This window comes from Luteimonas vadosa, assembly GCF_039543545.1.
GTDB lineage: Bacteria > Pseudomonadota > Gammaproteobacteria > Xanthomonadales > Xanthomonadaceae > Luteimonas > Luteimonas vadosa.
The window spans coordinates 1,155,915-1,181,858 of sequence record NZ_BAABJY010000001.1; the positions used below are offsets into that span (position 1 = coordinate 1,155,915).

The 25,944-nt window shown below is 68.4% G+C and carries 21 protein-coding genes and 1 pseudogene; 13 read left to right on the plus strand and 9 right to left on the minus strand.

The genetic code is table 11. The annotated features are described in order from the left end of the window. Window positions 1–54: 54 nt before the first annotated feature. Window positions 55–1,191, minus strand: a complete 1,137-nt coding sequence (locus tag ABD970_RS05230) for a GGDEF domain-containing protein (protein WP_345294417.1) — start codon at window positions 1,189–1,191, stop codon at window positions 55–57. A 112-nt stretch (window positions 1,192–1,303) separates the two neighbouring features. Between ABD970_RS05230 and ABD970_RS05235 the strand changes: the two genes are divergently transcribed. Continuing rightward, the gene (locus ABD970_RS05235; RefSeq protein WP_345294418.1) at window positions 1,304–2,272 is read left to right on the plus strand and encodes an aldo/keto reductase; all 969 of its coding nucleotides are present in this window, start codon (window positions 1,304–1,306) and stop codon (window positions 2,270–2,272) included. A gap of 102 nt (window positions 2,273–2,374) precedes the next feature. Here the strand turns inward: ABD970_RS05235 and ABD970_RS05240 are convergent, their stop codons facing one another. The 3 genes from ABD970_RS05240 to ABD970_RS05250 form a co-directional block, all read right to left on the minus strand. Then, complete coding sequence (locus ABD970_RS05240) at window positions 2,375–3,496, minus strand: PDZ domain-containing protein (RefSeq protein ID WP_345294419.1); 1,122 nt, start codon at window positions 3,494–3,496, stop codon at window positions 2,375–2,377. An 84-nt stretch (window positions 3,497–3,580) separates the two neighbouring features. After that, window positions 3,581–4,135, minus strand: coding sequence for a hypothetical protein (locus ABD970_RS05245; protein WP_345294420.1), 555 nt, complete (start codon window positions 4,133–4,135; stop codon window positions 3,581–3,583). Next, window positions 4,128–4,757, minus strand: coding sequence for an RNA polymerase sigma factor (locus ABD970_RS05250; RefSeq protein ID WP_345294421.1), 630 nt, complete (start codon window positions 4,755–4,757; stop codon window positions 4,128–4,130). Before ABD970_RS05250 ends, ABD970_RS05245 begins: the two co-directional genes overlap by 8 nt. Before the next feature lie 88 nt (window positions 4,758–4,845). Here ABD970_RS05250 and ABD970_RS05255 point away from each other — a divergent pair, with 88 nt between their 5' ends. The 6 genes and pseudogenes from ABD970_RS05255 to ABD970_RS12445 all read left to right on the plus strand — a co-directional run. Continuing rightward, window positions 4,846–5,784 (plus strand): SPFH domain-containing protein, encoded by a 939-nt coding sequence (locus tag ABD970_RS05255; RefSeq protein WP_345294422.1) that lies wholly within the window; start codon window positions 4,846–4,848, stop codon window positions 5,782–5,784. 3 nt (window positions 5,785–5,787) lie between these two features. Beyond that, complete coding sequence (locus ABD970_RS05260; protein WP_345294423.1) at window positions 5,788–6,222, plus strand: NfeD family protein; 435 nt, start codon at window positions 5,788–5,790, stop codon at window positions 6,220–6,222. A 3-nt stretch (window positions 6,223–6,225) separates the two neighbouring features. Beyond that, window positions 6,226–6,735, plus strand: a complete 510-nt coding sequence (locus ABD970_RS05265) for a hypothetical protein (protein ID WP_345294424.1) — start codon at window positions 6,226–6,228, stop codon at window positions 6,733–6,735. An 83-nt stretch (window positions 6,736–6,818) separates the two neighbouring features. After that, window positions 6,819–7,937: a glycine cleavage system aminomethyltransferase GcvT gene (gcvT, locus tag ABD970_RS05270; RefSeq protein ID WP_345294425.1), complete on the plus strand. Its 1,119-nt coding sequence runs from the start codon at window positions 6,819–6,821 to the stop codon at window positions 7,935–7,937. A gap of 105 nt (window positions 7,938–8,042) precedes the next feature. Further along, window positions 8,043–8,438, plus strand: a complete 396-nt coding sequence (gene gcvH / locus ABD970_RS05275) for a glycine cleavage system protein GcvH (RefSeq protein WP_345294426.1) — start codon at window positions 8,043–8,045, stop codon at window positions 8,436–8,438. 1,200 nt (window positions 8,439–9,638) lie between these two features. Then, window positions 9,639–9,713, plus strand: a pseudogene (locus ABD970_RS12445) (histone); the annotation flags it as partial. A 315-nt stretch (window positions 9,714–10,028) separates the two neighbouring features. Here the strand turns inward: ABD970_RS12445 and ABD970_RS05285 are convergent. Continuing rightward, complete coding sequence (locus tag ABD970_RS05285; RefSeq protein ID WP_486346770.1) at window positions 10,029–11,459, minus strand: serine hydrolase domain-containing protein; 1,431 nt, start codon at window positions 11,457–11,459, stop codon at window positions 10,029–10,031. An 82-nt stretch (window positions 11,460–11,541) separates the two neighbouring features. Here ABD970_RS05285 and ABD970_RS05290 point away from each other — a divergent pair, with 82 nt between their 5' ends. Both ABD970_RS05290 and ABD970_RS05295 read left to right on the plus strand, forming a co-directional pair. Beyond that, complete coding sequence (locus ABD970_RS05290) at window positions 11,542–12,144, plus strand: LemA family protein (RefSeq protein ID WP_345294428.1); 603 nt, start codon at window positions 11,542–11,544, stop codon at window positions 12,142–12,144. A gap of 178 nt (window positions 12,145–12,322) precedes the next feature. Beyond that, window positions 12,323–14,206: a M48 family metallopeptidase gene (locus ABD970_RS05295; protein ID WP_345294429.1), complete on the plus strand. Its 1,884-nt coding sequence runs from the start codon at window positions 12,323–12,325 to the stop codon at window positions 14,204–14,206. A 700-nt stretch (window positions 14,207–14,906) separates the two neighbouring features. Here ABD970_RS05295 and ABD970_RS05300 read toward each other — a convergent pair. Next, the gene (locus ABD970_RS05300) at window positions 14,907–16,535 is read right to left on the minus strand and encodes a GMC family oxidoreductase (RefSeq protein ID WP_345294430.1); all 1,629 of its coding nucleotides are present in this window, start codon (window positions 16,533–16,535) and stop codon (window positions 14,907–14,909) included. Window positions 16,536–16,665: 130 nt separating this feature from the next. Between ABD970_RS05300 and ABD970_RS05305 the strand changes: the two genes are divergently transcribed. Beyond that, the gene (locus ABD970_RS05305) at window positions 16,666–18,060 is read left to right on the plus strand and encodes an NTP/NDP exchange transporter (protein WP_345294431.1); all 1,395 of its coding nucleotides are present in this window, start codon (window positions 16,666–16,668) and stop codon (window positions 18,058–18,060) included. An 81-nt stretch (window positions 18,061–18,141) separates the two neighbouring features. Then, the gene (locus ABD970_RS05310; protein WP_345294432.1) at window positions 18,142–19,029 is read left to right on the plus strand and encodes a metallophosphoesterase; all 888 of its coding nucleotides are present in this window, start codon (window positions 18,142–18,144) and stop codon (window positions 19,027–19,029) included. A 12-nt stretch (window positions 19,030–19,041) separates the two neighbouring features. Here the strand turns inward: ABD970_RS05310 and ABD970_RS05315 are convergent, their stop codons facing one another. Both ABD970_RS05315 and ABD970_RS05320 read right to left on the minus strand, forming a co-directional pair. Further along, complete coding sequence (locus ABD970_RS05315) at window positions 19,042–19,515, minus strand: hotdog fold domain-containing protein (protein WP_345294433.1); 474 nt, start codon at window positions 19,513–19,515, stop codon at window positions 19,042–19,044. A 128-nt stretch (window positions 19,516–19,643) separates the two neighbouring features. Further along, window positions 19,644–22,118: an acyl-CoA dehydrogenase gene (locus ABD970_RS05320; protein ID WP_345294434.1), complete on the minus strand. Its 2,475-nt coding sequence runs from the start codon at window positions 22,116–22,118 to the stop codon at window positions 19,644–19,646. Window positions 22,119–22,349: 231 nt separating this feature from the next. Between ABD970_RS05320 and ABD970_RS05325 the strand changes: the two genes are divergently transcribed. Further along, a complete protein-coding gene (locus ABD970_RS05325) occupies window positions 22,350–22,946 on the plus strand; it encodes a TetR/AcrR family transcriptional regulator (RefSeq protein WP_345294435.1) in 597 nt (198 codons plus the stop codon). 40 nt (window positions 22,947–22,986) lie between these two features. Here ABD970_RS05325 and ABD970_RS05330 read toward each other — a convergent pair whose 3' ends face one another. Next, window positions 22,987–24,027: a hypothetical protein gene (locus ABD970_RS05330; protein WP_345294436.1), complete on the minus strand. Its 1,041-nt coding sequence runs from the start codon at window positions 24,025–24,027 to the stop codon at window positions 22,987–22,989. Between the two features lie 108 nt (window positions 24,028–24,135). Between ABD970_RS05330 and ABD970_RS05335 the strand changes: the two genes are divergently transcribed. Then, window positions 24,136–25,908, plus strand: coding sequence for a phosphoenolpyruvate carboxykinase (GTP) (locus ABD970_RS05335; protein ID WP_345294437.1), 1,773 nt, complete (start codon window positions 24,136–24,138; stop codon window positions 25,906–25,908). Window positions 25,909–25,944: the final 36 nt, after the last annotated feature.

The window sequence follows — 25,944 nt, forward strand, 5'->3', positions numbered from 1 at the left end:
GAGTTGGCGCAGGGTAGGCGAGCCGGTGTCCCGCGGCAACCGAAGCGCCACGCGCTAGGCGTCGCGGGCGACCACCCGGTTCCGGCCTTCGCGCTTGGCCTGCTTCAGGCGCTGGTCGGCGACCTTGAGCAGGGACGACGCGCCGCTGCCATCCTGCGGCCATGCGGCGAGCCCCGCGCTGAAGGTGATGCGCAAGGCATCGTCGCCGCGCTCGGGCAGGAAACGTTGGCCCGCCACGGCCCTGCGCAGGCGATCCAGGCGTTCCCACGCGCTGCCGATCGGGCCGTGCAGGAGCATCACGAACTCCTGGCCGCCGATCCGCGCCAGCAATTCGTTCTCAGCGGCCATCCCGGCCAGGGTCGTGGCGAAATGGCGAAGCACCCGGTCCCCGCCCAGGTGCCCGATCTCGTCGTTGATCCGGGCGAAGTCGTCGATGTCGACCAATGCCAGGGTGAGCGAGGTGCGCACGTTACGCGAGGCCCCGAACACCTGAGGCAGGCGCTGCAGCAGCCAGGCCCGGTTGGGCAGGCCGGTCAGGCCATCGCGACCGGAGAGGGCCACCAGCCGCTGCATCCGGTAGACGATGGTCGCGGTGAGCACGGTCATCATCAGCAGCAGCACCAGGCGCTCGACCTGGGTGGAAACCGATGCGGTGCCGTAGTCCACGGACACCAGCGTTTCGGGCGCTTCGGCGGCGGCGAACACGTACCCCACCAGCGCGGCGTACTGCACGATCGCCAGGCCTCCCGCGTACAGGGTCAACCGGCCGTCGTTGCGCAGCGCGGTAATGGCGATCGCGATGGCGTAGAAGCACCAGACGACCATGCTGTTGATGCCCGCCACCGGGTCGAGGAGGGAGAGCAGCAACAGCACGGCCGAGGTCAGCGTGACATCGTAGGTGGCGGTGGCATACGGCAGCCACGGTCGCTGGCGCCCGCCGCGGGCCAGTGCCAGCCAGACTTGCGCCATCGCATTGACCAGCACCGCCGCGGCCATCCCGGTCAGGACTTCCCGCGAGTCCGACCCGCCGGCGGCGGCGATGAGCGGCAGCGCCAGCACCAGCGCGGAGAGGACGGCGCGTATCCGGGCCACCAGCAGTTCGCCGCCCGCGCCGAGCTCGAGCATCACCTCGTCCGGTCGCGCCAGCAGTCGCTTCAGCAGATCGCCCAGCGGGTGCCCGGCCTCGCGCATGCATTCCGCCCCGTTCCCAGTCCGTGGGCAAGCATAGCGTGGCCGCGCAGGCCGGCCCGCCGGGCAACGAGGGGTCTCGTACACTGGCGGGAGCCGTCGAGGGAGTGAACCGATGCAATACCGCCGATTGGGATCCACCGGCCTGCCGCTGTCGGCGCTGTCGTTCGGCGCATGGACCACCTTCGGCAAGCACGTCGGCCGCGGTGACGCGCGGGAGCTCGTCGCCGCCGCCTGGGACCACGGCATCAACTTCTTCGACAACGCGGAGACTTACGCCAGCGGCGAAGCCGAACGGGTGATGGGCGACGTGCTGGCCGACCTGCGCCTGCCGCGGGACGGGTTCGCCGTCTCGAGCAAGGTCTTCTTCGGCGCGGCCGCGGAGCCGCTGCCGATGCAGCGCGGCCTGTCGCGCAAGCACGTGCACGACGCCTGCCATGATGCCCTGCGGCGGTTGCGCGTCGACTACCTCGATCTGTTCTTCTGCCATCGCCCCGACCCGGATACGCCGGTCGCCGAGACCGTGTCCGCCATGGACGCGCTGGTCCGCCAGGGCAAGGTCCTCTACTGGGGCACGTCGGAATGGCCGGCCGCGCGGATCCGCGAGGCGCACGCCGCGGCGCGCGACAACGGGTGGCAGGCCCCGTCGATGGAGCAGCCGCAGTACAACCTCCTGCACCGCGAGCGCGTGGAGCTCGAATACGCGCCGCTGTACGCGGAATACGGCATGGGCACCACGACCTGGTCGCCGTTGGCGTCGGGGTTGCTGACGGGCAAGTACGACGATGGCGTTCCGGACGACTCGCGACTGGCCCGGGAGGGCTGGTTGCGGGACGGCGCGTTCGACTCCGGCACCCGGCGGCCGCAGCGCGCGCGGGCCTTCAGCGCCCTGGCCCGCGAGCTGGACGTGGCGCCCGCGCCGTTGGCGATTGCCTGGTGCCTGCGCAACCCGCACGTCTCCACGGTGCTGCTGGGTGCGAGCCGGGTCGGGCAACTGCTGCAGAACCTGGAAGCGCTGGCGCTGGCGGACCGCTTCGACCAGTCCGTCTGGCGCCGGGTGGAGTGCGCCACGGCCCTGCAATGACGCTCGCCTGAGGCGCCGGGACCAGTCCGGCCCCGCGCATCCGCCGGATGGCGTCCCCCGGGACTCGGCGCGAGCCGCCGTCGGCGCGACCTGCGGTTGAGTCTAGGCAGCCAGCGACGGCCCGGGCATGGCCTCGTCCAGCATCGTGGTGGGGGCGGGTGGGGGCGGGGGTGGTGCGTTCTTCGGCGGCTTCGGCGCCCTGGGGGGACTGGGCGGCGCCGGTGGCAGCGGCGGCAGCGCATGCAGTGTCCTGGGCACGGTCAGTTGCGAGGTCGCGGGCTTGCGATCGCGCAGGTAGGTTACGGCGACCCTGGCGTTGTCCGGCTTGCCGCGCAGGGCATCCATCACCTCGCGTGGCGACGACACGGCCTTGCCCTCGATGCGCTGGATGACGTCGCCGGCCTGCAGGCCGTCCAGTTCGCCGGTCGAGAGCACCAGCACGCCACGGTCGGTGCCGAAGTAACGGCCCAGTCGCGCATCCACCGTCGCCAGGTTGAGTCCGTTCCAGCGCAACGCCGACAGCAGGCGCGGCGCATCGCAATCCTTGCCCTTGCACTTGCCGTCCGGACCGATGCGGACGATTTCGCGGCGGATCTGCGGCGCCACCCCCGGCGAGCGCTCGGCCAGCACGGTTTCGATGTCGATGTCGCCGTCGTGGTCGCGGGCGATGAACATCGGTCCGTCCAGCGCGCCGTCCGAATTGCCGTCGTCGCGCCAGACGAAGACCTGGTCGTCCATCTTCGGGGTGACGTTCACCGCCGCCTCCCGGCCATCGCGCAGGTAGCCCAGCCGAAGCGGCTTGCCCGCCTCCATGCCTCGCAACAGCTTGCGGGCGTTGTCCACGCGCAGCTTGCCGTCGCTGCCCAGGATGCGGGTGCCGGCGATCGACACCAGCCGGTCGCCACTGCGCAGCCCCGCCTTCGCCGCGGCGCTGTCCGGCGTCACGCCAGAGATGCGCACGCCGCCCTGCTCGTCGGGGGTCATCAGGATGCCGATCATTGGTTTGCGCTCGACGCGGCGCTCGACGCGCACGTCCACGTCCCCGCCGCGCTTGCGCGCCAATTCCGAAACGCGCGCCGCCGCCCGCCTGAGGTCTTCGCGCGCCGCGGCGAGTTCCTTGTCGTCCCCCGTTGCCGGAGCCGGAGCCTGCGCGTGCGCGGCCGACACCGGCAGCAGTACCGAAAGCGTGGCCGCGAGCAGGGTCGTGCTTTTCGTCGTTCGCATCATCATGTCCTCGTAAGTTCTTCGTCGGTGATTTCGTGGGTGTGCGTCGGCCAGCCCGCGCTGCCGATGCCTGGACCGGGGGCGTCAGTCGACCTGGACCAGGCGGGCGTCGTACCGGTCGCCGTGCGCCGCCAGCCAGCGCCGCGTGCTGGCGAAACCGGCCGCCGCGCGCAAGGTGTCGACGCGCGCCTCCCAGAGGCGTCGCTGCTGAGCCGGCGCCAGGCCGGGTTGCATGAGCGCGGCATCGATGTCGGCGATCCGGGCGTCGAAGTCGCCGGCCAGGGCAGCCGCGGTCGCGCTGGCGACGCGGTCGTCGCGCGTCAGGCGCAGCAGCGATTCGAGTTGCTGGGACTCCGCGTAGAGCGGCTGCAACGGATCCTGAGTCGCACTGGCGACGCCCGTGGCGTCCTGGCCCGCGGGAACCGCGGTTCCGGGTACGGTCCGCATCTGCCAGGGCAACAGCACGGCGAGCCCGAGCGCAGCGGCCGCGGCGAGCCACCATGGCAGGCGGTGCCGCGGGCGGGCGTCGAGCCGTGCCGAAAGGCGACGCCAGCCGTCGGCGGGGGGGGATTCGAGCGGCAGCGCGGCGAAGGCGTCGGGCCAATCGCGCGGCGGGGGAGGCAGGCTGGCGTCAGGCATGCGCGACCTCCGCGAGCGGTTCGCCGCTAGGTTCGAGCAGGTCGCGCAGGCGCCGGCTTCCCCGCGCGACCTGCGACTTGGAGAAACTCACGCTGCGTTGCATCAGGTTCGCGATCTCCTCGTGGGTGTAACCCTCCGCGTGGTACAGCCACAGCACGCTTCGCGTCGTGGCCGGCAGGGCGGCGAGGGCGCGCTGCAGCTGCGCGGCGTCGGCGGTGGCCGGTGGCGCCCCGGCATCGTCCCTGGGCGTGTGGTCGTCGATGTCCAGCTCGTCGCGCCGCCGACGCTGCTTGCGCAGGCGCATCAATGCCTCGTTGACCGCGACCTGGCGCAGCCATCCCCAGAACGGGGTTCCGCCCCGGGCACCCTGGCCGCGGAACTCCCCGATCTTGTCGATGACCTTGAGCATGGTGTCCTGCAGCACTTCGGAAGCCTCCTCGCGGTCGCCGCAGATGCGGACGGCCAGGGTGAACACCGGGCGCTCGAACCAGCGGTAAAGCTGCTCGAACGCCGCCCGTTCCCCGGCGCGCGCACGCGCGAGCAGGGCGTCCGGAACCTCGATCGCAAAGCTCGAGGTGCGCAGCGGCGCGGCGCTGTCGCCAGGGGCGTTGGGCGGCGGCATTCCCCATTGTGGATGCAGCGGGGAGCGAAAGGGTCGCATCGGCCCGTCGCGTCCTATACTCCAAGCCATCCAGACGAGGGGCCGTGCCATGTCAGCCAATTTCCTGCTCGCCATCGTGGTGCTGTTCGGCGGCATCATCTTCCTGGCCAAGATGCTGCGGATGGTGCCGCAGGGTTACGAATGGACCGTGGAGAAGTTCGGCCGCTACACCCACACGCTCGAGCCGGGGTTGCACATCCTCATCCCGATCTACCAGCGCGTCGGCCGGAAGATCAACATGATGGAGCAGGTGCTCGAGGTGCCCAGCCAGGACGTGATCACCAAGGACAACGCGGTGGTGAAGGTCGACGGCGTGGTGTTCTTCCAGGTGCTCGACGCGGCCAAGGCGGCGTACGAGGTGGCGCAGCTGGAGATCGCCACGCTCAACCTGGTGATGACCAACATCCGCACCGCCATCGGCTCGATGGACCTGGACGAATCGCTGTCCAAGCGCGACGAGATCAACACCAAGGTGCTGGTCGCCGTCGACCAGGCCACGCACCCCTGGGGCATCAAGGTCAACCGGATCGAGCTCAAGGACATCCAGCCGCCGCGGGACCTGATCGAGTCGATGGCGCGTCAGATGAAGGCCGAACGCGAGAAGCGCGCCAACATCCTGGAGGCCGAGGGCTTTCGCCAGTCCGCCATCCTCAAGGCCGAGGGCGAGAAGCAGTCGACCATCCTCGATGCCGAGGGCGACCGCCAGGCCGCCTTCCTCGCCGCCGAGGCGCGCGAGCGTCAGGCCGAGGCGGAGGCCAAGGCCACCCAGCTGGTGTCCGACGCGATCTCCAGCGGCAACGTGCAGGCGATCAATTACTTCGTCGCGCAGAAGTACATTGAGGCGTTCAAGGCGCTGGCCCAGGCGCCGAACCAGAAATTCGTGATGATGCCGATGGAGTCCGCCGGCGTGATCGGCTCGCTGGCCGGCATCGGCGAACTGGCGAAGGAAGCGCTCGAGCGCAAGGCGCCGCAGCGCCAGGGCGGCTGAGACATGCGCTGGGAGGTCTACGCCTGGGCCGGCCTGTCGCTGCTGCTGATCGCGGCGGAGACCCTGATCCCGGGCGCGTTCCTGATGTGGCTGGGGTTCGCGGCCGGGGTGATGTTCCTGCTGGTGCTGGCGGTCCCGGGCATGTCGCTGCTGACGCAGGCGGTGTTGTTCACCGCGCTGAGTTTCGTGTTCGTGTTCATCTACCGCAAGTGGTTCCGCGACCGCGACCGGGTCAGCGACCAACCGGCGTTGAACCGCCGCACCGCGCAGCTGGTCGGCCGGCAGGTGGTGCTCGAGCGCGGCATCGTGCAGGGCCGCGGCCGGGTGCAGATCGCCGATGCCTATTGGGACGTGACGGGCCCGGACCTGGAGACCGGCACGACCGTGGTCATCACCGGCGCCGAGGGCATGACCTTGCAGGTGCGGCCGGTCGAGTAGCCGATGCCGTTGCGTGCCGGCCTGCTGCTGTCTTGCTGCCTGGGCGCGGTGGCGGGGCATGCGCATGAACCCCTCGTCGGTCGCGTCCTGCCGCCGTATCCCGATGGCCTGCGCGAACTGGAGGGCACGTGCCTGTCGGACTCGACCGACCTCGAGCGCGCCTGCGACTTCGGCATCGCCGTGCTGGGTACGGCGACGGAGGATGGCGGGGAGCGCACCTTGTTGCATGTCGTCGCGCAGCGCAGCCTCCCGCATGACGGCCGCGAGCCGCGCTGGGAGGTGACCGACGCGGTGGACTATCCGCCCGTGGCCCCGGGTTATTTCCTCCAGGTCTCCACCTGCCGCTTCGACGGTGCCGACGACGCACGCATTGCCGCCCTGGTGCGGCACGACCCCGCCTCGGAGTATTCGACGGACGTCGCCTGGGCGCGCCAGCTCGATTTCGCCAGTGGCCGGCTACTTGAGCTGGACCCGCTTCGGGTGGATTGCCTCAACGAATATCCGGGCGAATAGCGAAGCCCCGTTCTGGGCCGCTGCGGGCAGTGGACCCGGTGGTCTGGGATAATCCGTGGCTACCGAACCGAAGCGAGCTGCCGATGACCCGCAAGACCGTGCTCAACGACGCCCACCGCCGTGACGGGGCCAAGATGGTCGATTTCGGTGGCTGGGACATGCCGCTCAACTACGGTTCGCAGATCGAGGAGCACCATGCCGTCCGTCGGGATGCCGGCATGTTCGACGTCTCGCACATGACCGTGGTCGACCTGCGCGGTGCCGAAGCGCGGCCCTTCCTCCGCAAGCTGGTCGCCAACTCCGTCGACAAGCTGAAAGCCCCGGGCAAGGCGCTGTATACGTGCATGCTCAACGGCGAGGGCGGGGTGATCGACGACCTGATCGTCTACTTCCTGGCCGAGGACTGGTTCCGCATCGTCGTCAATGCCGCCACCCGGGACAAGGACATGGCCTGGATCCAGGGGCAGGCGGCATCCTTCGACGTCGAGGTCTCGGAGCGCCCCGAACTGGCGATGATCGCGGTGCAGGGACCCAACGCGCGCGACAAGGTCATGTCCCTGCTGGCGGAGGAAGACCGCGAGCGCATCGGCAAGCTGGGCAAGTTCTCCGCCGCCGAGGCGCAGTCCGGCGACGGCGCGCCGCTGTTCGTCGCCCGCACCGGTTACACCGGCGAGGACGGTTTCGAGGTCATGGTGCCGGAGGCCCAAGCGATCGCCTTGTGGGATGCGCTGCGCGATGCGGGCGTGCGGCCTGCTGGACTGGGTGCCCGGGACACGCTGCGCCTGGAGGCCGGCATGGCCCTGTATGGCCAGGACATGGACGAGTCGGTCACGCCCTACGAGGCGGCCCTGGCGTGGACCGTGGCGCTCGACGAGGGCAGGGACTTCAACGGCCGCGACGCCCTGGAAGCCCAGAAGGCCGCGGGAGCGCCGCGGCAGATGGTCGGCCTGGTGATGGACGAGCGTGGCGTGCTGCGCCACGGGCAGAAGGTGCTGACGCCGCAAGGAGAAGGCGAGATCCTCTCGGGAACCTTCTCGCCGACATTGGGACAGGCGATCGGCCTGGCACGCGTGCCCGCCGGGGACCTGGGGCCGGGAGACGATGGAGGCGTGCGCGTCGACATCCGCGGGCGGGAGGTCCCCGTTCGGGTCGTCAAGTTCCCGTTCGTGCGCGATGGCGCCAGCCTGGTCCCGCCGCGCTGACCCGAACCCTGCGCCGGGTCGCCAGTGGCGGCCACGGTTTGATTTCCCCTCCCCCTGCATGGCTAAACTAGCCACCTTCCGCCACCCGACTTCCCGGAGCAGACAATGAGCGAGATCCCCGGCGACCTGAAATTCCTCAAGTCCCACGAATGGGCGCGCCTGGAGGGCCAGGGCAAGGTCACGGTGGGGATTTCCGACCACGCGCAAGGATTGCTGGGCGACTTGGTCTACGTGGACCTGCCCAGCGTCGGCGACAGCGTGCAGGCCGGCAACACCTGCGCGGTGGTCGAATCGGTCAAGGCCGCGTCCGACGTGTATTCGCCGGTGACCGGGACCATCAGCGCGGTCAACACCGAGCTGTCGGACAAGCCCGAGACGATCAACGAAGACGCGTTCGGCGAGGGCTGGATCTTCGTCGTGGACATGGACGATCCCGAAGAGCTCAAGGAACTGCTCGATCCCGACGACTACGCCGAGCTGCTGGAAGACGACGACCACTGACGCCTCCACGCTCGCGACATCCCTGTTCCCGGCCGCCATGCGCGGCCGTTTTTCTTGGAGCATGCGAGCAGACGTCGCCGAGGCAGGCGGCAGTCGCGAGACAGCGCATGTTCGTCGGTTGCCTCTCCCGCGGTGTTGGGCAAGCGGTGGGAAAGTTTGCGCATTTCCGCGCATTTGGGGATGAGCGTCGCGCAAACCGGACCAAGGGTGGAAAAACTTTCGGCCACCCTTTTCCGCGGCGCGGGCGTTGGTCGACGGGAACCGCGTGCCGCGGGAACATCGCGGCAAGGCGTTGCCGCATTTCCGCGCGAAGCGACGAAACACCTTAAAACAAGTCGGTTTCGTCACTACCTCGGCTTGCGATGCTGGTCGGTTGGCGTCGCGCGAGCGACGACGCGAACGCCCGGCGAACTTCCGGTGTCGTCTCGACCCCCGGTCGAGCGGGGCACGGGGCGCGCAGAGGTATTGACAGCGCGAAAAAGCGTGATTAGGTTTCGCCCCAACACCGGTGGTTAACACAACGAGTGAGTCGGACACAAACGAAAACGCACCACACAACACAGCCCTCCGCCCGGACTGCTTACAAGGTGGACTCAGGCACCGTCTCCTCTGCAAAAACACGAACACACCCGATACCCGCCACGCGCACCCATCGTCGCAGCGGGTTTTTTCATGTCCAAGTCGCCCCGCCGGCCGCCGTGAGCGGACGGACGGCACGCATCGATGCGCTCTCGGCCAATGCCTGGGGCGCCGCAGGAATCCGTTTCGACGCGCCATGCGCGTTGGCGGTTGGTCGCGGGTCCGATACCCGCGATGTAGTCGTACTGGGCAGTTGCACTAGCTAGTCCCACTGACGAGGAGAGCCATCCCATGGCCACGAAGAAAGCTGCAAAACGGAAACCCGCCAAGAAGGCGGCGAAGAAATCGGCGAAGAAGGCCGTCCGCAAGACAACCAAGAAAGCCGCCAAGAAGAAGGTTGCGAAGAAGAAGGTCGCCAAGAAGGGGACCGTGCGCAAGGCAGCCAAGAAGAAGGTTGCGAAGAAGCGCGTAGCCAAGAAGAAGACCGCCAAGAAGGCGACCAAGAAGCGCGCCGCGAAGAAATCGACGAAGAAGGCCGCCAAGAAGCGTCCAGCCAGGAAGGCAGCCAAGAAGAAGTCGGCGAAGAAGGCCACTAAGAAGGCCGCCAAGAAGCGTCCGGCGAAGAAGGCTGCCAAGAAGGCCGCCAAGAAGCGTCCAGCCAAGAAGGCGGCCAAGAAGAAGCCGGCCAAGAAGGCAGCCAAGAAGCGTCCGGCCAAGAAGGCCGCCAAAAAGAAGCCCGCGAAGAAAGCGGCCAAGAAGAAAGCCAAGCGCCCGGCGAGGCGTGCCAGAAAGGCTCCGGCGGTCGCGATCCCCGCGGCGCCTGCGCCACTGATGTAGTTACCCGATCAACCGTAGTCGAAGACTCCTCCTCCGCAGGCCCAGGCGGAGGGGGAGTTTTTTATTGGAAGGAAGGAAAGGCCGGCCCAGTCGATACGGCCATCGATTACCGTCGTGGGTTCGTATCAGAGGGAGGCCGTGCCGCCCTGCGCGCGGGCCGGGATCCCGCGGGGATTACCTCGGCGTCGCCTCGGCGATCGCATTGGCGGCGGCGGAGCGCGACGCCGACACGCGCCTGCCGGTGGGCTGGTGGCCGCGTGGCTCGACCGCCGAGTACAGTGCGTCCTCGGACAGGTCGACATCCAGCCAGCGCCGGGCCGGCAGGCCGATCGCCCGATCCAGGATCGTCGGGAACAGGCCGGACGGCAATGAACTCTCGCTGTTCCACAACACCACCACGCCCAGGTCGCGCTCCGGAACCATGGCCATCAGGCCGCGATAGCCTTGCACGGCCCCGCCATGGAAGACCACGCGGTGTCCGGCGTAGTCGTAGACGCGCCAACCCAGTCCATAACCGGCCGAATTGAGGCGCTCCCGCCGCCACGAACTGCCTCGGATCTCGCTTGGAGTATCGATCAGGGGCGCGTGCAGGGTCGCGAGCAGCGGCGCCGGGATCACGTCGGGGCGATGGCCGCCCTGGGCGATCATCCACTGCGCCATGTCGCTGATGCTGGCGTTGATGCCGGCTGCGGGGGCGACGCGGTAATAGGTGGGTTTCGGCATCAGCGACCGCCAGCCGCCGCCTGCGCGCACGTGTGGCCGTGCCCAACGGGCACTGGCGGTGATGCCGTCGAGCCCGTAACTCGCGTCATTCATCCCGAGCGGCTTGAAGATGCGACTGGTCACCGCCTCGCTGAAGAATTGCCCGGTCGCCGCGAAGACCACGTCGCCCACCAGGCTGAACGCCACGTTCTGGTAGCTGTAGCAGTCGCCGGGCGCGCAGGTCATCGGCGCGTACGCGAGCTTCTGGACGAGGTCCCGGTAGTCGGCGTTGCGCTCGATGTCGCGGTCGTAGGTATTGCGCGTCAGGCCGACCCTGTGGCTCAACACGTCGGCCACCGTGAGGTCCCGGGCGGCATTGGGATCGGAAAAGCGCAAGGAGGGCATGAAGTCGTAGACGTTGCTGTCCCAGCGCAGGGCACCCTCCGCGACGAGCATCCCGGTCACGGTGCCGGCAAAGGCCTTGGACAAGGACGCCAGCCGGAACACCGTGTGCGCGTCGACGGGCTCGGCCGCTTGCACGTCGGTGATGCCATAGCCGCGCGCGCTGAGCACCTTGCCATCATGGACGATGGCCATCGCCAGGCCGGGGACCCGCTGGTTGGCGACGATCTCCTGGGCCATGGCCTCGAACACGCGCACGTCGAATCCCTGGGCCAGTGGCATCGTCCGGGGCCTGGGAGCCGGGGCCGCCGACTGCGCGGGTGCCGGCCGTTGCGAGGCCGGCGAGACCTGCGCAGAAGCGACCACGGACGGTTCGGAAGGCTCCCAACGCAATGGCGTCTGCGCCGCGGCCGACACCAGGACCACCGATGCCGCCAGCATCAGGAAGGCCACGACGACTCGCCCTGGCCGCTTCCGGGTAGTGTGCGCGTTGCCTTTCATCGGGCGGGCCCCCTGCGTATGCTTCGGCTGCAGGCTGATCATAGCGCCTGAATCCTGAATTGCATGAACAAGGGGAGCTTCCATGGGTACCACGCTGATCCTGCTCGTCTTTCTCGCCGCGCTGGTCGCCTTCGCGCTTTGGGGCGTGGGTATCTACAACGGGCTGATCGCCGCCCGCAATGCCTTCAAGAACGCGTTTGCGCAGATCGACGTCCAGCTCCAGCGGCGCTTCGACCTGATCCCGAATCTGGTCGAGACCGCCAAGGCCTACCTCTCCCACGAGCGCGGCACGCTGGAGGCGGTGACCGCAGCGCGCAACGCGGCGCAGTCCGGCCTGGCGGCGGCCAAGGCCAGTCCCGGCGACCCGGCCGCGATGGCCGAGCTCGCCCGCTCGCAGGGCGCCCTGGAAGGCGCGCTGGGCCGGCTCCTGGTGACGGTGGAAGCCTACCCGGAACTGAAGGCCAGCCAGAACATGATGCAGTTGACCGAAGAGCTGTCCAGCACCGAGAACAAGGTCGCCTTCGCCAGGCAGGCCTATAACGATTCCGTCATGCACTACAACAACAAGCGCGAAGTGTTTCCGTCGAACGTCATCGCCGGCATGTTCAACTTTGCCGAGGCGGCACTGCTGGAAATCCCGGACGAGCGGGCCGAGGTGCGCGAAGCACCGAAAGTGGAGTTCTGAGGGCCCGGAAGCCGGGGTTCCAGGGGCGCTTCGACTGGAGATGACGCCCGGCCCGGCGTCCACCTGGTCCGCGTGGCGTCCTTGAGGCGGTCGGGTCGCGGCGGCATGGCAACATGCCGACGCCTGCCGCGGCCGCGGTTGGCACCAACCGTCCCTTTTCAGATCGCCCCGGACACGCATGAACTTCTTCGAACAACAAGCCGCGGCCCGCAGGACGTCGACGCGCCTGGTGGTGCTGTTCTCGCTGGCCGTGCTGGGCATCGTGTTGGCCGTCGACCTCGCGGTGGCCTTGGTCTTCGGCGTGCATGGAGGTGCGCTGCTGCTGGCCTCGCTGGCGACGGTGGGCGTCATTGCCTTGGGATCGCTTTACCGGTTGTCCTCGCTGCGTGGCGGCGGCGAGGCGGTCGCGCTGCAGTTCGGAGGGGTGCCCGTCACCGGGGATACCACCGATCCAAACCTGCGGCGGCTGCGCAACGTGGTCGAGGAAATCTCGATCGCCTCCGGCGTTCCGGTGCCCAAGCTCTACGTGATCGAGCACGAACCCGGGATCAATGCCTTCGCCGCGGGTTATGCGCCCACCGACGCCGTCATCGCGGTGACCCGCGGCGCGCTGGACAAACTCAACCGCGACGAACTGCAAGGCGTGGTCGCGCACGAGTTCAGCCACGTACTCAATGGCGACATGCGCTTGAACATCCGCCTGATCGGCGTGCTGTTCGGCATCCTCATGCTCAGCCTGATCGGGCGCAAGATCCTGATGTACGGCGGCGGCCGTGGCCGCGGCATGTCGGCGGTGCTGGTGGCGGCACTGATCGCGCTGGTGGTCGGTGGCATCGGCCTGTTCTTCGGCCGCATGATCAAGGCCGGCGTCAGCCGCACCCGGGAGCGGTTGGCGGACGCCTCGGCCGTGCAGTTCACGCGCCAAACCGCGGGCCTGGCCGGGGCGCTGAAGAAGATCGCCGGGCTCGAGGCCGGGTCCCGGCTCACCGATCGCAGCGATGCCGAGGAAGTCAGCCACATGCTGTTCGGCGACGGCGTCGGGCTGTCCGGCCTGTTCGCCACCCATCCGCCGATCCTGCAACGGATCCAGGCCTTGGAGCCCTCGTTCAAGCCCGAGCAAATGGCACGGTTGCAGGCGCAGTGGATGGCTGCGCCGCCCGATGGCCTGGACGAAGACGTGCACATGGGCATCGCGCCCGATCGCCGCGCATCGCTGCCGGCTGCAGGCACGGAAATCACGGTCACGCCGCCGATGGTGTCCGCCCAGGTCGCGCATCCCGAGGCCGACGACTACCTGCGGGCCGACGCCATCGTTTCGACCCTGCCGCAAGACCTGCTGGAGAAGGCACGCCAGCGGGATGCGGTGATGCCGCTGCTGCTCGCGCTGCTGCTGGATGGCGATGCAGGGGTGCGCGAACGGCAGCGCAGCGAGATCGCCGCACGCCTGGGCAACCGCATCGCGGACGCCTCCATCGCACTGCAGCGCGACGCGCTGGCGGGCCTGCATCCGATGCAGCGGTTGCCCTTGTCCGCGATCGCCTTCCCCGTGCTGCGGCTGCGTCCGCGGCCGGAGCTGGACGTCTTCATGGACACGGTGCACGCCGTTGCGCACAGCGACGGAAAGGTCTCGTTGTTCGAATACTGCCTGGGTCGGCTGCTGGAGGTGCAGGTGAGGGAATCGCTGGATCCCGCGCGCCATGCGCGCTTCGGCCGTCGCAAGCCCGGCGGCGTCAAGCAGGAGTTCGCGACCCTGCTGGCGGTCGTGGCGCAGGCCGGCCATCGCGATCCCACCGCCGCCAAACGCGCCTATCTGGCGGGACTGCAGCGCGTCCTGCCGCGCGACCACGTGCCGTATGCCCCTCCCGCCGATGGCGTGCTCGCGCTCGACGAAGTGTGGCCCGCGCTGGATGCCCTGGATCCGCTGGCCAAGCAGGTCATGGTCGAGGCGATCACCGACGCCAACAGCCACGATGGGCGCATCTCGGTCGCCGAGTCGGAACTGCTGAGAACGATCTGCGGCGTGCTGCATTGCCCCTTGCCGCCGATGTTGGAGCGGGGGTGATCGTGTTACGTGCGCCGGCTTGTTGTTCTGACGACCCTTGTAGTGTTCCCGCTGGTAGCTGGATCCGGTTGTAGCTCTTGATCGTCACTCCCGCGAAGGCGGTAGTCCGACTTGATGTTCTTCAAGATCAAGAGCTTCCGCCCTGTCGGTCGGGTAACTTTTCTTTGCTGGTGCAAAGAAAAGTCACCAAAAGAAAGCACCTTCCCCGACGGAGCAAACCGATCGCTTCTTCGGCGAAGGGATTTTTCGACAGGGCATCCATGCCCTGGTCGAAAATGGCGCACATCCATGTGCGCCGCCCTCTGGGTCTCCGGTTCATGCGGTGGGTCGACTTCGTGGGAGGCAAGAGCAAGCCAAGCTCGGCTTCCGGCCCTTGCCTTTCATCACAGCAAACCACTACTTTTTTTCCAGACCCGTAGGGCGGCGGGCATGGCCCGCCGTTTTCAGACTTCGCCAGGGATGGCGAGTCGGAAAATCCCCGCAACGCCCCAGTTGGCGAGTTTGCTTCGTCGGGGAAGGCCCTTTTCCTTGGTTCGTTTCTTTGACTCGCGCCTTTGGCGCTCACCCCTTCGGGGTTGGCTCCGCCGTTCGCGCGCTAGTGCGCGCAGTGGGCCAGCAAAAGAAGTGAACTCGCCGAAGGCGAAATGCTCTCGCTGTTGGAAGAGCAAGACCGCCTCGCACTCACGTCGGTTGAAAGACGTCAAGCACCGCTCAGTATCAAATCCGCCGCCCTCTCCGCGATCATGATCGTCGGCGCATTGGTGTTGCCGCCGGGCAAGGCGGGCATCACCGAGGCGTCGACTACCCGCAATCCCGTGACGCCGCGGACGCGCAGTGAAGGGTCGACCACCGCATCATCGCCGCTGCCCATTCGGCACGTGCCGACCGGGTGGTAAACGGTTTCGGCCTTGGCGCGGATGAAATCGGCGAGTTCGGCATCCGTCAGGTCGTCGCGGGCGGGAAAGATCGGTGCGCCGCGGTAGGGGTCGAACGCCTCCTGCGAGAGGATGTCCCGCGAGAGCTTCGCGCACTCCACCATCATCCTGAGGTCGAAGCCTTCCTCGTCGCTCAGGTAGTTGGCCTCGATCCGCGCCTTGTCGCTGGCCCGGTTACTTGCCAGCCGGATCCGGCCGCGGCTGCGGGGGCGCAGGAAGCAGGCATGCAGCGTGTAGCCATCGCCCGGCAAGCGACGGCGGCCATGGTCGTCGAGCATGGCGGGGACGAAGTGGAACTGGATATCGGCCCGGACGTCCGGCGCGAAGCGCGAGCGCACGAAGCCGCCCGCCTCGGCGATGTTGCTGCTGCCGGGCCCCCCATGGCCGCGCAGGTAGTAGTCATAGGCGATGCGCAGGTCGCCGACGCGGTCGTAGGTCACGCGTTGGGTGCAGTGGCGCAACGTGCAGATATCGAGGTGGTCCTGCAGGTTGGCGCCGACGGCCGGGGCGTCATGGAGGACCTTGATGCGATGCCGGCGCAGTTCGTCCGCGGGGCCGATGCCCGACAGCATGAGCAGCTGTGGCGAGTTGATGGCGCCGCCGCACAGCAGCACCTCGCGGGTCGCGCGGACATGGAAGGCCTGTCCGCGCGCCGAGTACGTCGCCCCGGAGGCGCGCATGCCGCCGTCGTGGCCGGGTTCGAACGTGATGCGGCTGACATTGGCCCCGGTCCGTACCGTGAGGTTGGGGCGGTCGCGGATCGGCGCCAGGTAGGCGGCGGCCGACGAGCAGCGCACGCCGTCGCGCTGGGTGACCTGGTAAAGGCCGACGCCACGTTGCACCGGGCCGTTGAAATCCGGATTGCGCGCGAAACCCGCCTGTTCGCCCGCCTCGATGAATACCGTCGACAGCGGATTGACATGGCGCAGGTCGGAGACCGCCAGCGGGCCGTCGGCGCCATGCAGCGCGTCTCCGCCGCGGTTGTTGGATTCGCTGCGCTTGAAGTACCGCAGCACCGTGTCCCAGTCCCAGCCGGTCGCGCCGCCCGCCGCCCAGTCGTCGTAATCGGAAGGGACGCCACGGATGTAGCACATGGCGTTGATCGAACTCGATCCGCCGAGCACCTTGCCGCGCGGCCACCACAATTCGCGATCGCCGAGCCCCGGTTCGGGCGCGGTGCTGTAGTCCCAGTTGACGCCCTTCTGGCCGACCAGCTTGGCCAGCCCGGCGGGCATGTGGATGAAGGGATGCCAGTCGCGCGGGCCCGCCTCGAGCAGGAGCACGCTGGCATCCGGGTCCGCGCTCAAGCGGTTGGCGAGGACGCAACCGGCGGATCCGGCGCCAACCACGATGTAGTCGTACGCAACGTCGCGCGAAGTGTGATCCGGGGGCATCGGTCGAAGCTAAGCGGGCAGGCTAGAGCATATGCTCGGGGGGCGGCACGCGATCTCCCGTGCTGGCGGGTTGCCCGGGCATCCGCTAACGTTCCAGCGATTGCGCTTTCGCGCAGCCATGCGAAGCCGGATGACCCCACCCGCCGCCAGTGCCGTCGCGCAGCGCAAGGGACGTTTCCGGGGGGCGCTCGCGGAATCGCCGCCGCTGTGGTGGGCGCTGGTCTATTTCTTCAGCCTGCTCTGCGGTTACTACGTCCTGCGACCCGTCCGCGATGCGATGGGGGCCTCGACCGACGTCGCGGCGATCTTCCCGCGTTCGTGGATCGCCCTTGGGGAACGCCACGGTTTCGAAGTCGGGGCATTCACCCTGCAACTGCTTTTCACCGGAACCTTCGTGGCGATGCTGCTGCTCCAGCCGGTCTATGGCGCACTGGTGTCGCGCTATCCGCGCCGGGTGTTCCTGCCGGTCGTGTACCTGTTTTTCATCGGCTGCCTGGTCGGGTTCTGGTGGGCATTCGGTACCGGTGCTTCGGGTCGTGGCGCGCTGTTCTTCATCTGGGTCGCGGTGTTCAACCTGTTCGCGGTCACGGTGTTCTGGAGCTTCATGGCGGACGTGTTCGACAACGAACACGCCAAGCGGGTCTATGGCTACATCGGAGCCGGGGGCACGCTGGGCGCCTTGTGCGGACCGGTGATCACCCGATTCCTGGTGGGACCACTGGGCGTGGCCAACCTGCTGCTGGTATCGGCGGGATTCCTCGCGGCATGCCTGCTTTGCATCATGAAGTTGCGCCCGTGGGCGCGCAGGCGCGAGCGGGAACTCGGGGACTCCGGGGGGGAGCAGCCAATGGGCGGGACGATGCTCGCCGGCCTGCGCCTGGTGTGGGAACGCCCGCTGCTGAGGGCGCTGGCCTTGCTGATGTTCTTCGGCGTGGGCGTCGGCACGCTGTTGTACAACGAGCAGGCCGCCATCGTCCGCGAGTTCTACCCCACCGCCGAGGGTGCGACTCGCTATTACTCGACGATCGACTGGGCGGTGAACGGCCTGACCCTGGTGGTGCAGGTGCTGCTGACGCGCCTGCTCCTGCGCCGGTACGGCGTGGCCCCGTTGCTGCTCTTGCCGGCGATCGCCATCCTGCTGGGTTACACGCTGCTGGCGGCCTCGCCCTTGCCGCTGCTCGTGGCGACCGTGCAGGTGGTGACGCGCGCCAGCGAATTCTCTCTCAGCAAGCCGGCCCGCGAGACGCTGTACACCCGTGTGGACCGCGAGTCCCGCTACAAGGCCAAGGCGGCGATCGATACCGTGGTCTACCGCGGCGGCGACCTGACCTTCGTCTGGCTGCACAAGGCGTTGTCCATGCTCGGCTCCAAGGTGGTGTTCCTTTCGGGAATCGGCATCGCCGCGGGCCTGGTCTATGGCGCATGGCGCGTGGCGCGCGCCGAGCGCAGCCTGCCGGCATCCCCGGGTCCCGGCAACGGCGCAGGAACCGGTTCCGCCGAAGAAAGACAAGTCCATGCGACCTGAGGACCGCCATCGCTTGGCGGCGTGCCGGGCGCGGATGTCCGAGCCGCGCACCGCCATGGGGTTCGAAGGCGGGGGCACCGGATGACCCGGCTCGAGGCTTCCCGCCGGCGTCGCCGCTGGCTGACCTGGTCGTTGCGCATCGCGGTGGCAACGCTGCTGGCGATTGCCGTGCGCGGCTTCATCTGGGAACCGTCGCAACTGGTCGAACGCGATCACGTGCTGGCCTTGCCGGGCTGGCCGGCGTCCTGCGACGGGCTACGGCTGGACGTGGTCGCCGACACGCACACCGGTTCGCCCCGCAATGGCCTGGAGAACCTGGACCGCTGGGTCCAGAGGCTGGTCGAGAGCGATGCCGATGCCGTCCTGATGGCGGGCGATTACGTGATCCTCAGCGTGTTCCTGGGCACCTACATCCCTGCGGATGTGGTCGCCCGGCACCTGCGGCCGCTGACGGCGCGCAAGCCCGTGTACGCCGTGCTCGGCAACCACGACTGGTGGAAGGACGGCCCGAAGGTCCGCGACGCATTCGTGGCGGCCGGGGTCCGGATGATCGACGACCATGCCGAAGCGGTGGAGCTGCGCGGCTGCCGTTTCTGGATCGCCGGGCTCGGCGATTTCCTGGAGGGCAAACCGGATGTCGCGGGCACGTTCGCGATGATCGGTGACGATGCCCCGGTGGTCGCATTGACCCACGGGCCCGACCTGTTCCGCGACATCCCCGCGCGCGCCGCGCTGACGGTGGCCGGCCACACCCATGGTGGCCAGATCGATCCCTGGCCGTTCCCAAGGCATGACCCGCAACCCTTCGTGCTGGGTTCGCCTTGGCTCAAGTGGCACGTGGTCGACGGCGATCGGCACCTGTTCGTCACCCCCGGCATCGGCACCAGCATCCTGCCGATGCGCCTGGGCGTGCCGCCGGAGATCTCCCGCCTGACGTTGCGTGCGCAGGCGTTGCCTCCAGCGCGGTGATGCCGACCGGCACTAACGGCGCGGCGAGACCCACATCAGGATGCGCGCGCTGAACACCTCTTCGCCCGCTGGATCGCGTACCGAAACATCGACCGGCAGCTCCCGGCCCTGCTCCGCGACTTCGAGCGGATGCGCGAGGGTCGCCTTCGCGCGCATGGTGCCCTCCGCCTTCCTGAGGTACCGGACCGTCATGCCCTTGGGGATCCAGCGCATCGTGGGCGGCAAGGTGGCGTCCGTCGCCAGTCCGGCGACGAGTTCCGCCAGGTTGCACAGCGCGATGGCGTGCACCGTCCCCAGGTGGTTGGTGACGTGGCGGCGGTGGCGCAGGGTGGCTTCGCAGGTGCCCGGCGCAAGGCGCCGGATCCGTGGCGAAATGCTCGCGAAGTAGGGCGCCTTGAAGCAGACGGCGCGGGAGAACAGCCAAAGTCCCCCGGGCCAGCGGTGCAGGCGCTCGTAGAGCCGCAACACGGGCGAGGTCGCCGTCATCCGCGATGTCGCCTCAAGGTCCCGGGCCGAGGGGGCAAGCCGGGCAGGCTGCCGGCGTTCGCCGGACGCGACGGGCGCCATCGGCAGCCGCTCCGGTCATCGTGCGCGATGCGAGCGGCGTGGCCGGGTCACGCGGCCTCGCGGGACGACCTGGGCTCCTGCCCGTCGTAGTAGGTCGCGGCACGCAATGCGTGGACGTCGAAGTCGTCGACCATAATCGCGTCCAGGGTCAGCGCGCGCAGTTCCTCCAGCTGCTGGCGCTCGTCGGCCGTGATCCAGCCTTCGCGCACGCCTTCGTCGAGCTGGGCGCCGAAATCCAGCGCCTCGATGTCGCTGTTCTTCAATGCCTTGAGGAACTTGCGCTCGACCGGTTCGGCGGCGACCACCTTGGGCAGGGCACTGTGCACACGGCCGGCGGGGTTGTTCTCGCACGGGGTGAGGAAGACGCCCTCGGCCAGGCGGTCGCGGGCATCGCAGGGGTTCATCAGCACCGAGGCCGCGCGGTGCCCGAGCCGGTCGCTGGGCGGTTGCGCGCGGCGACCGAAGGGGAACACCACCAGCCACAGCAGCCAGCCCACCGGGCGGATCGGGAAATTGCGCAGCGCACCGGAAAGCGCCAGTTCCATGGTGTGCACGCTGTCGTGGAAGGCCCAGGCCAGCAGCGGCTGGTCGCCGACGGGCGCGCCTTCGTCGTGGTAGCGCTTGAGCATCGCGCTGGTGAGGTAGAGGTGGCTGAGCACGTCGCCCAGGCGCCCGGACAGCGACTCCTTGAACTTCAGCTTGCCGCCCAGGGTGAGCATCGAGATGTCGGCCACGAGGGCCAGGTTGGCGGAGTAGCGGTCCAGCTTGCGGAAGAACCGCCGCGTGTACGCGTCGCCGGGCGCCTTGCCGATCCTGGCGCCGGTCAGTCCGAACCACCACGAGCGCACGGCGTTGGACAGGGCGAAGCCGATGTGGCCGAACAGGTTGCGGTCGAACTCCTCCAAACCTTCCTCCGCGTCCGGGTTCTGCGCCGCGCGCATTTCCTTGAGCACCCAGGGATGGCAGAGGATCGCGCCCTGTCCAAAGATCAGCAGGCTGCGCGTCATGATGTTGGCGCCCTCGACCGTGATCGAGATCGGCGAGGCCTGCCAGGCACGGCCGAGGTAATTCCGGGGGCCGAGGATGATGCCCTTGCCGCCGTGCACGTCCATCGCATCGGACACGACCTCGCGGCCCATTTCGGTGCAGTGGTACTTGGCGATCGCCGACGGTACCGCCGGGCGTTCGCCACGATCGACCGCCGCGGCCGTGGCCTGCGACAGCGCACTGACCGCGTATGCCTTGCCGGCGATGCGGGCGAGGGCTTCCTCGACGCCTTCGAAGCGCCCGATCGACAGTCCGAACTGCTTGCGGATGCGGGCGTAGGCCCCCGTGACCACGGCGCCGGACTTGCAACCGCCGCTGGCGGTGGAGGGCAGGGTGATCGAGCGGCCGATCGACAACTGCTCGTTGAGCATCTGCCAGCCCTTGCCGGCGTAGTCCTCGCCGCCGATCAGCTGCGACAGCGGGATGAACACCTCGCGGCCGTGCAGCGGGCCGTTCTGGAACGGGGAGTTGAGCGGGAAGTGACGGCGACCGATGTCCACGCCCGCGGTGTCGCGCGGCAGCAGCGCCAGGGTGATGCCGATGTCGCCGATGTCGCCGATCAGGTTGTCGGGATCGTACATGCGGAAGGCCAGGCCGATCAGCGTCGCCACTGGCGCCAGCGTGATGTAGCGCTTGTCGAAGGTCAGCTTGACGCCGACGACCTGCGCGCCGCCCCAGTCGCCCTTGCAGACGATGCCGTAGTCGGGGATCGACGTAGCATCGGAGCCGGCGAACGGACCGGTGAGGGCGAAGCAGGGGACCTCGCGGCCATCGGCAAGCCGCGGCAGGTAATAGTCCTTCTGTTCCGGCGTGCCGTAGTGCACCAGCAACTCGGCCGGTCCCAGCGAGTTGGGCACGCCGACGGTGGAACTGACCACGCTGGAGATCGACGCGATCTTCTGGATCACGCGGTGGTGGGCGTAAGCCGAGAAACCGAGGCCGCCGTACTCCTTGGGCACGATCATGCCGAAGAACTTGTGGCGCTTGACGTACTCCCACATCTCCGGCGGCAGGTCGGCGCGGACATGGGTGATGTCCCAGTCGTTGATCGAGCGGCAGAGCTTCTCGACCGGGCCATCGAGGAAGGCCTGCTCCTCTTTGGTGAGCTCGGGCTTCGGCTGGGACAGCAGCGACTCCCACTTCGGCTTGCCCGAGAACAATTCGCCTTCGAACCCGACGGACCCGGACTCCAGGGCGATGCGCTCGGTCTGCGACAAGGGGGGCAGGATGCGCCGGTAGAACTTCAGCAGCGGCGCGGTGATGTAGGGCTTGCGGATTTGGGGCAGCAGCAGGGGCAGCGCGATCGCAGCCGTCAGCAGGGCGGCGATCGCGGTGGCGACCGGATCGGCCCCCAGGAACCAGCAGGCCACCAAGGCCGTCGCGCTCAGCGCGACCCAGACCGCCAGGCGCATCCGGTGGTAGGCGCAGACGCCTGCGATCAACAGCACGGCAAGGAAGGGAATCGCGATGCTCATGTGGGTCGCCTCGTGCGTTTAGGCCTCCAACTTACACGCCGCAGGAAGCGATCCGCGGTTGCAGTTGGTCGGGGCGGTGCCGGCGGTCGCCGAGCCGGACGACCCGGGGACGGCGCAGCACCATACGGTGTAGTATGGATAGTGCCTGCGGGCCAAGTCAAGTCGCCCGCGTGTGGGGCGAAAGCCTGCCCCATCCTTTTCCGGACCTTGGCGTATGGATACACTCGGACGATGGACACAGCAGCCCGCAAGACCCGCCCGGCCCAGGAGCGTGGGCGGCTCAGTGCCGACGACTGGGCCGAGGCCGCGCTCGACCTGATCGCCGAACAGGGTGTCGCCGCCGTGGCGGTCGAGCCGCTTGCGCGCCGGCTGGGCGTGACCAAGGGCAGTTTCTACTGGCATTTCCCGTCGCGCGATGCATTGCTGGAGGCGGCACTGCAGCGCTGGGAAGCCGTGGAGCAGGAGGAGGTGTTCGGCAAGCTGGAAGCGGTGCCCGATCCGCGCGAACGGCTTCGTGCGCTGTTCCAGCTGGTCGCGCATGAGTTCAAGTCCCACGTCGTCTACAGCGCCTTGCTAAGCGCCTGCGAACACGATGCCGTGCAGCCGGTGATCCAGCGCGTCTCGGAACGGCGCATGGAGTACCTGACGGCGTCGTTCCGCCAGGCGGGCCTGGGGCGCGTGGACGCCCTGCATCGCGCGCGCCTGGCCTACGCGGCCTACGTCGGTTTCCTGCAGCTGAACCTGCAGTTGCACCAGGCGCGGATGCCGCAGGAGGAGTTCGAGGCCTACGTCGAGCATGTCATGGCGACGCTGATCCCCCTGGATTGACGCGCCGCGCGACTCGCGCCCCTTCCCCGCCAGGTTGGCGTCAGGCCGCGGGGAAGGACAAGGGGGCGATGCCGGTCTGGTACGCCCGTTGCCAAGGCCCAAACGTCCTCTCGCACCATTCCAGCGCAGCGTCGATTTCCTGCCGGTGCCGCGCGAGCGCCTCTTCCGCCTGCGTCTTGCGCAGTCCGGCATCGAGTCGCTGCCCGGGGCGCTTGGCGTCGCCCTGCATGAGTGTCGCGATCCTGGCCGGGTCGATGCCGATCCCGGGGGCTTGTGCAAGCCAGGCGAGGGCGGCCTCTGAGGCGGCGACAGGGGCATCGAGGAAAGCATCGACGCCCAGCCTGCGCACGCGGCTCGAGTGTCCGGATCGGGCGATCCGGTGCAACAGCTGCATTTGCCAATGCCAGACCAGCCCCGCCAGCGACAGGACCGGTGCCGTCGGCAGGTGCACGCCGTGGCGTGCGGCATGCGCGCCCGTCGGATCGAGCGCGAGGTACATCGCCAGCAGCGGACGCGGGCCGGCAGCGGCCTTCTTCGCGCACGACAGCAGGAATTCCGGCAGCCCGAGGTCGATCAGCACCGCTTGACCGGCGGGCGCGGCTTCCAGGAAGTCCAACGCCGCCGGCAGGAAGACGTTGCTGGGCTTGTTGAAGCAGAGGCCATGGCCCGGGAAGGGCCTTGCCGTCAGCGTGGCGACGCAGTCCAGGAGCAACCGCCAGGTGCACGCATCGACCTGCAGGCGGGCCTGGGCGAGCCCGGAAAACACCGGCAGCTCGCGGAGCACGCGCGATCGCCCGGGCTGTTCCAGGCAGCGCGCCAGCAAGGTCGAGCAGGCAAAGGCGGGATGCAGGATGACGCCGGGCAGCGCCCTGGGGCGGTCGGCCAGCGCCGCGGCCACGTCCTCGAGTTCGATCCCGACGCAGCGCGAGACATCGAATGCGCCCTGGTCGAGGAACACCGCACGCTCCATTTCCCCGTCGCTGGCGTGAAGGAAATACAGGCGGCGCTGTGCGGGATTGAACCCGAAGCACAGCCAGTGCGGGTCGTCGATCAACTGGTCCGGGGAGAGGGTCGCGTGCATGGACTATGTAGAATGTCGCGACCCATGCGCGGCAGGCGCGCATTGGCGTATTCAGGTCCGCGAACTGGAAGGGCGCGCACCGATGGTCTCACAACGGAGGAAGACGCAATGCCGAGTACCCTGGCCGAGTTGCAGCAGTGGGTGGACGCGGTCGCCGCGCAGACCGGCGCCAGCCGCATCCACTGGTGCGATGGCAGCCAGGAGGAGTACGACGCGCTGGTCGGGGAGATGCAAGAGGACGGCATCCTGCTTCCGCTGAACCACGAGACCCACCCCGGCTGCTGGCTGCATCGCTCCGATCCGGACGACGTCGCCCGGGTCGAGCACCTCACCTTCGTCTGTTCCCGTGACCCCGAGGACGCCGGGTCGAACAACCACTGGATGGCGCCCGCCGAGGCGCACGCCAAGATGGATGCCCTGTTCGACGGCTGCATGCGCGGCCGAACGATGTACGTGATTCCGTATTGCATGGGGCCGATCGATTCCCCGCTGTCGCGTTGTGGCGTCGAGATCACCGATTCCCCGTATGTCGTCGCCAACATGCGGCTGATGACGCGCATGGGGGCCGACGCGCAACGGCGCATCGAGCGCGAAGGCAGCTTCGTCAAGGGGCTGCATTCGCTGGGCGAGCTCGATCCCGCGCGCCGATTCATCATGCACTTCCCCGAGGAGCTCACGATCAAGTCCTACGGCTCGGGCTACGGCGGCAATGCGTTGCTCGGCAAGAAATGCCACGCCTTGCGCATCGCGTCCTGGCAGGCGCGCCAGGAAGGCTGGCTCGCCGAGCACATGCTGATCGTCGGCATCGAGAACCCGGAGGGCCAGGTCCATTACATCGCGGCCGCGTTCCCGAGCGCCTGCGGCAAGACCAACCTCGCCATGCTCATCCCGCCCAAGGCCTATCGCGACAAAGGCTGGAAGGTCTGGACCGTCGGCGACGACATCTGCTGGATGCGTCCGGGCGCGGATGGACGCCTCTACGCGATCAACCCAGAGGCGGGCTACTTCGGCGTCGCGCCCGGCACGGGGGACACCTCCAACCCTAATGCATTGGCGACGCTGCAGCGCGACACGATCTTCACCAACGTCGCGGTGACCGACGACAACCAGCCGTGGTGGGAAGGACTGGACGACCGGGTCCCGGCGAAGGACTGGAAGGGCCGGGACTTCGAGCCGGGCAACGGTCCGGCGGCGCACCCCAATTCGCGGTTCACCGTCAGTGCGAAACAGTGCCCCAGCTATTCGCCCCACGCCGAGGATCCGCAAGGCGTGCCGATCTCCGCGATCGTCTTCGGCGGCCGCCGTGCCTCCCTCGTGCCGCTGGTCTTCGAAGCCCGCGACTGGACGCACGGCGTGCTGGTGGGCGCCTCGATGGGCTCGGAGACGACGGCAGCGGCCACCGGCAAGGTCGGCGTCATGCGCCGTGACCCGATGGCGATGAAACCGTTCTGCGGCTACAACTTCGCCGACTATTTCGCCCATTGGCTGTCGTTCGACCAGCCCGGCGCGAAGCTGCCGAAGATCTTCCACGTCAACTGGTTCCGCAAGGGCGACGACGGCAAGTTCCTCTGGCCCGGGTTCGGCGACAACCTGCGCGTCCTCGAATGGATGATCGGCCGCGTCGAGGGCAAGGCCGGGGCGCGGGACACCCCGATCGGTGCGTTGCCGACCGCGGCGGACCTGGACCTGGATGGCCTGTCGCTGTCGCCGGAGGCGCGCGAGAAGCTGTTCGGGTTCGAGCGGGCTGGATGGGCGGCCGAATTCGAGAGCATCGGCACCTACCTCGGCGAACTGGGATCGCGTGCCCCCGACGCCCTCAAGCGCGAGCATGGCGCGATCGCCGCGCGCTTGGCCGCGGAGCCGGCCACGGCCAGCGCTTGACGGTCCGCTACCGGCCCTCGCGCCGCTGATGATCGT